The 6,002-nt window shown below is 66.2% G+C and carries 6 protein-coding genes and 1 pseudogene; 1 reads left to right on the top strand and 6 read right to left on the bottom strand.

Annotated elements, in window-relative coordinates; genetic code table 11:
• Window positions 1-95: 95 nt before the first annotated feature.
• Window positions 96-1,331 (top strand): transposase family protein, encoded by a 1,236-nt coding sequence (locus VKI00_RS26950; RefSeq protein ID WP_324443708.1) that lies wholly within the window; start codon window positions 96-98, stop codon window positions 1,329-1,331.
• 208 nt (window positions 1,332-1,539) lie between these two features.
• Here VKI00_RS26950 and VKI00_RS26945 read toward each other — a convergent pair whose 3' ends face one another.
• The 6 genes and pseudogenes from VKI00_RS26945 to VKI00_RS26920 form a co-directional block, all read right to left on the bottom strand.
• Window positions 1,540-2,253, bottom strand: coding sequence for an esterase (locus tag VKI00_RS26945; protein ID WP_324443703.1), 714 nt, complete (start codon window positions 2,251-2,253; stop codon window positions 1,540-1,542).
• 112 nt (window positions 2,254-2,365) lie between these two features.
• Entirely contained in the window at window positions 2,366-2,500 is a 135-nt protein-coding gene (locus VKI00_RS26940; RefSeq protein WP_324443701.1) for a hypothetical protein, read from the bottom strand.
• Window positions 2,501-2,784: 284 nt separating this feature from the next.
• Entirely contained in the window at window positions 2,785-3,984 is a 1,200-nt protein-coding gene (locus VKI00_RS26935; RefSeq protein ID WP_324443707.1) for a THUMP-like domain-containing protein, read from the bottom strand.
• On the bottom strand, window positions 3,942-4,925 hold the full coding sequence (locus tag VKI00_RS26930; protein WP_324443699.1) for a class I SAM-dependent methyltransferase: 984 nt from the start codon (window positions 4,923-4,925) through the stop codon (window positions 3,942-3,944). Before VKI00_RS26930 ends, VKI00_RS26935 begins: the two co-directional genes overlap by 43 nt.
• Window positions 4,897-5,670: an enoyl-CoA hydratase gene (locus tag VKI00_RS26925; RefSeq protein WP_414687301.1), complete on the bottom strand. Its 774-nt coding sequence runs from the start codon at window positions 5,668-5,670 to the stop codon at window positions 4,897-4,899. The genes VKI00_RS26930 and VKI00_RS26925 overlap by 29 nt, the downstream gene beginning before the upstream one ends.
• Window positions 5,658-6,002 (bottom strand): annotated as a pseudogene (locus tag VKI00_RS26920) (NUDIX hydrolase); the annotation flags it as partial. The gene VKI00_RS26925 and the pseudogene VKI00_RS26920, both read right to left, overlap by 13 nt.

Genomic DNA, 6,002 nt, shown 5'->3' with positions numbered 1-6,002 from the left:
ATGCCCGCGTAGCTCCTTCGTTGCCTCATGTGTGAATGCCCGCGTACGGCGTGTCGTTGGGGGCCTGTGGGGTGGGGCTGGGCTACCGCCGGATGATGGGGTTGACGTTGGCGCAGCGCAGTGCCGTGACGAGGGCGATCGCGGTTCGCTATCGGCGGGCGGGTAAGGCCGAGAAGGCAAAGATTCTTGATGAGTTATGTGCCACGACGGGGTGGCATCGTGATCATGCCCGTAAGGCGTTGCGTGGTGCGCTGCGGCCACAAGTGGTAGGTGCGCGGCGGCCGCGTGCAGCGAAGTATGGGCCGAAAGCGGTTGCTGCGCTGGTGTTGTGCTGGTCGGTGTTGGGGATGCCGGCGGGTAAGAGGCTGGCGCCGATGCTGGGTGAGCTGGTGGCGGTGCTGCGCCGGTTCGGCGAGTTGGACGTCGACGAGGACACTGCGGCGCTGCTGGCGGGCATGTCCGCGGCCACCATCGACCGTCGGTTGGCCCCGGAGCGCAAGAAGTACGCCATGAAGGGACGCTCACGCACCAAGCCCGGCACCTTGCTTAAAAGCCAGATCCCGGTGCGCACGTGGGCCGACTGGGACGACGCAGTACCAGGATTCGTCGAGATCGACCTGGTCAGCCATGACGGCGGCAACCCCGCGGGCGAGCATGCCTGGACATTGACGGTCACCGACATCGCCACGGGCTGGACCGAGAACCGCAGCCTGCCCAGCAAGGCCCTCAAAGGGGTTATGGCCGCCCTTGACGACATCACCGCGGTGATGCCGTTCCCGATCCGCGGCATCGACTCCGACAACGGCTCGGAGTTCATCAACTTCCACCTGCTCGACTGGTGCTGCAAGCACCAGATCACCTTCACCCGCTCGCGTGCGGGTAACAAAAACGACGGCTGCCACGTCGAGCAGAAGAACTGGACCACCGTGCGCATTCTCGTCGGCTACCACCGCTACGACACACCCGCAGAACTGCTGCTACTCAACAAGATCTGGACGCTGCAGTCCTTACTGACCAACTACTTCTACCCCCAACAGAAGCTCGTCCTTAAAGTCCGCGACGGCGCGAAAATCACCAAGAAGCACGACACCGCCACCACCCCGCACCGCCGTGCACAAGCACACCCAAACCTGCCCACCACCGCCAAAGCGAACCTGACCCGCACCTACCTCGACATCAACCCCGCCGCCCTGCAACGCCAGATCCACGCCTTGATGAACGAACTACTCACCCTGGCCATCACCAAAGTCGGACCCCAACGCAAAGCACCGCCCACCCGGGCACCAGCAAACCAGGCCACCAATCAGTTGTCGCGGGCATCCGGCACATGAGGCAACGAATACCGTCGCGGGCATATTGACATGAGGCAACAGGGCGCTTCGATGTGCCCGGCTTCGAGCGAAAAGTTCCCTGCGCGCCTTGGTTTGTCGCTACAAGGCGGGCAAACTGCCTACCGGCTCCGCGCAGAGATCGGCGTGACAGATGTGACTGCTGTACGGCCTAGGGCGTTGCTGGTGCCGTAACGACGCCGACAGTGCCTCAGCCCTTGACCGTCAGCGGCGGGATGGCGTTGCGCGGCACGTGAACCTGGCTGCCGCCGGCGATTGACGGCGGCAGCAGCTCTCCCGGCGCGAAGTAGAAAATCACCTCGTCATCGGTGATGGCGAAGTTCTGATAGTGCGACGAATCGAGGCCGGAGCCGGGCAGGATCGCCCCGGCGAACCCGGTCTGCCGTCCCATCTCGCGCTGCACGATCGGGAAAACGGAATCAAGCGGTTTGCTGTTAGGCACGAAGAGCGTGTCGAAGGTGATCGCTTGCTGTGATCCGAGGTCGTAGTTGAAACTCTTGTAGGAGTTGGACGGGCGCGGACCGCCGAGGTCCTCGAAGACCTTGAGCACCACGCTTCGGGTGCCGCCCGGTGGCTGGCCGGAATGGTACTGCTCGGAGGTCACCTCCATTTGGTACGGCACCTCGCGCGTTCCCGATGTCTGCGACGACGTCTGCGCGACGCTGACAAATCCATCGCGGTTCTGGCCGATGTAGTCGGTGAGCGCCTGCTCGTCGGGGTAGTCGAGCGGAAACTTCATGTCCAGGGTGTAGGTGGACGTGGAGGCATGCACATGGCACGTCTGGTCACCCTCGACGTCGCCGCCCAAGTTGCCGCACGTCGAGTCCGCGGCCGCGACCGGCCCACCGGACCAACCCAACAGGGCTCCGGCCGCGATCAGCACGGCCGTCATCAGGTAGCGCATGGGTGACTTGTCCTCGCAGACTGGGAACGGCTCAAATGCCGTCCCGCAAGCCTACCCGGCTCCTATCAGGACGGGCGGCAAACGTCCGCCGTCGCCGACATGAGGCAGAAGCCTAGAACAGCGACAGCAGCTCGGCCAGGAAGCCGCCGCTGGTAGCGGCTGCAGTGCCGGATTCGTTACCCAACGCCGAGATGATCTCGTAGAGATAGTCGGCGCCTCGAGCCGAAGCGGTAGCACCGTCAGTCAAGAGGACGGCGGCGAGGTCATCAACCTAGCCAACTCTCTCAGCTCTTTTTCTAGCCCTGAACCGCGCAGGGTCTCGGGCCCTGGCCCAGCAAGTCTTCGGCCGAGATCAGCGCCGCGTGCGCGATTTTCGCCATCAGCGCTTGACCGCCGAGGCCCATTAGTTTATTGACCGGCGTGCAATATGTACGAACAAAAGCTGAGAAAACACTGAGTATGTCCTCAGCTTGTATTCGGACGATGCGAACTCAAAGGCCACTCGCGGTGGAATGCCGTTTAGTGCAGCCGCTACCGCGACGGGCGGCACAGGAATGCGATCCCCCTCGCCGCTGCACCCGAGCCGACCCGGGTGATCACCACCGTCAAGGCCTGGCTGCCCCGCAACGCCAACCGCCGTCGCAGCGCCGTGGGGTCGACATCCACGCCGCGCACCAGGATCTCCAACGTGCCGCCGTCCAGCGCTGAGAGCGCCTGACGCAACCGCCGCTCGTCGAACGGCAGCTGCTGGAGAACCTCGAATCCGCGCACTCCCGTGGGCAATTGGTCCCCGGACAGGTAGGCGATGTGCGGGTCCAGCTGCCACAGCCTGTGGCGCGCAGCGTAATGGCGCACCAGGCCGGCCCGCACCACCGCGCCGTCGGGGTCGACGATCCACCGGCCGACGGGCCGCACCGGGCAATCGTCCGGCTCGGCGTCGGTGATCTGTTCGCCGCGGTCCAGGATGCTAGCCCGCCGGCGCACACCCGGGTCGGCCAAACCGGCCGACCACAAGCACGCTTCCCGCACCGACCCCCGATAAGAGGTCACCTCGATCTCGCCGTCGAAGCCGAGGCGTGTCACGACGTCGAAATCGATTCCGGGAGAGCACTTTACGACCAGCTCCCGGCCACGATAGACATCGAATAGCTGGTCCAGCGCGGGCTGGTACTCGCGCGGGTTGAAGCGCCGTCGTCCGCTGCCGCGCCGCGCCGGGTCGGCCATCACGACCGCGTCGCGGGTCACTGGGTCTAGCGCATCGGCACGGCACAGGTCGGCCGCGGCACCCAGGTTGTGTCGCGCCATCGCCAGCCGCACCGGGTCGATATCGCTGCCCACCACCCGGGCCGCGCAGCCGCGCAGCGCCGCGACCTCGGTGCCAATCGAGCACGTCACATCGTGCACAATGCCGCCGGCCAGCCGCTGCGCCCGATGCGACGCCACAACCGCGGCGCTGGCTTGCTGCAGCGCCTCGTCGGTGAACAGCCACTCGCCGGTACCGGGCAGCTTGTCGGCCGCGCGCCGCCGCAGCAACACGGTTTCCACCAGTGCCGGTGTCCGATCGCCGAATTGCTTTCGTAGCGCAGCGATCTCGGTGACGCGATCGGTCAGCGGCAACCCATCCACGATAGTCAGCGCCGCACGGCCCGCGTCCGATATCAGGTAAGCAACGTCGTCGAGCCCGAAGTTCAGGACGGCTTGATCCCGGTGATCATCACGTTGTAGAACCAGCGCTTCGGCACCACGCGGCGGCACAGGTTCTCATCAACCCAGCTCAACGTCTTCCAGCTGTTGAACGCCAACTTGGCCCAGACCGAGCCCAGCCGTTCCGAGGGCACGGCGTACTCGAAGGTGCGCAGCGGCCAGCCCAGCATTGCCGCTGTGAACTCGACGGTGGCGGTCTCGACGTCCACAGCGCCGGCGGAGACGGCCATCTTCTCCAGGTCACTGGGAGTAAAGGTGTGCAGGTCGACAACGGCCTCCAGCGCCGCAGCGCGCGAGGACTCGTCCAGCTCGGCCTGTGGACGCCGCCAACTGCCCAGACCGGGCAACTTGGTGACATTGGTGGTGATCCGCCAGGTCAGTGTCGACAGCGTCCGGGCGTAGCCGTTGCCCACAGAGGTCGGCTCGCCGGCGAAGACGAAGCGCCCGCCCGGCCGCAGCACCCGCTGCACCTCACGCAGCGACAGCCCGACGTCCGGAATGTGGTGCAGCACAGCATGTCCCACCACCAGGTCGAATGTGTTGTCGTCGTACGGGATGCCCTCGGCGTCGGCGACCCGACCGTCGATGTCCAGGCCCAGCGACTGCCCGTTGCGAGTGGCGACTTTGACCATGCCCGGGGACAGGTCGGTGACCGAACCACGCCGCGCGACCCCGGACTGAATCAGGTTCAGCAGGAAAAATCCTGTGCCGCAGCCTAATTCGAGAGCCCGGTCGTACGGCAGGCGGTAGATCTCATCGTCAGGGATGACGGCGTCGAAGCAGTCCCGCGCGTAGTCGATGCAGCGCTGGTCGTAGGAGATGGACCACTTCTCGTCGTAGTTCTCCGCCTCCCAGTCGTGGTAGAGCACCTGGGCCAGCTTGCTGTCGTGGCGGGCGGCCTCAACCTGCTCGGCGGTGGCATGCGGTTGCGGCGCCGGGTCACCGGCGGCCTTCGAACTCCTCGTCACGATGCGCCAGCTTAGTGGCACTGCCGAACACGTCCACAAAGCGGCGACGTTCGGCGGCCACCCGCTCGGCCGGAGCCAGCTCGAACACGTCGTTGATGCCGGCCTTGGCCGCGGCCAGCGCGTACGGGGGCCCGTCGACGAAGCGCCCGGCCCAGGCCACCGCGGCGTCGTACACGTTGTCAGGAGCTACCATCTCGTCGATCAGGCCCAAGGCCAGCGCCTCCTCGGCGTCGAAGAAACGTCCGCTGTACACCAGTTCCTTGGCCCTGCTGACCCCGACCGTGCGGGTCAACCGCGCCATGCCCCCACCGTCAGGCACCAAACCGGCCAGGATCTCCGTCGCACCGAAGCGCACGTTGTCACCGCTCACCCGCCAGTCGGCGGCCAGCGCCAGGCCCAGCCCGGCGCCCAGCGCGTAACCGGTGATCGCGGCCACGGTCGGCTTCGGAATCGCCGCGACGGCGTCGACGGCGTCGCGCCGCATCTGTGCCCAGGTCTCGGCTTCCGGGGCGGTCAGCGCGCGCAGTTGGGGCATGTCGTCACCCGCGGAGAAGATCTCGTGGCCGCCGAAGATGATCACCGTGGCGATGTCGTCGCGACGTGCGACCTCGGCGGCGGCCTGCCCGATCTCCCGGTAGACCTGGCGGGTCATCGCATTGGTGGGCGGCCGCGACACCACCAGCGTGCCGACCCCCGGGCGCTCTATGCCCAGGTGGATGCTGACGAACTCGCTCACAGCCGCCATCGGTGTCCACCGGCTTTCCGTGCCGCGTGGTAGCGATCGGAGTCGAAGAACTCGAACACCCAGTTGTCGCCGTCCATCTCCAGATTCGGCTGCACAGTGACGATCTGACGCTCGACGGCCAACACGTCGGCGACCGTGCGTCCGGCCAGCGAGTCCAGCTGGGTCCAGGTCGGCGGCAGCAGGAAGCTGCGGCCGGCCGCGAAGTCGTCGATGGCGGCCCGCGGCGTGGTCCAATCCGCACGGTCGGATTCGGTGTTCTCCCCGTCGGCCTGCTGACCCTCCGGCAACGCTCCGACGAAGAAGTACGTGTCGTAGCGGCGGGTGCGCTCGGC

Source organism: Mycobacterium sp. (assembly GCF_035314665.1).
Taxonomy (GTDB): Bacteria; Actinomycetota; Actinomycetes; order Mycobacteriales; family Mycobacteriaceae; genus Mycobacterium.
This window is presented reverse-complemented; position numbering and strand designations above follow the sequence as displayed.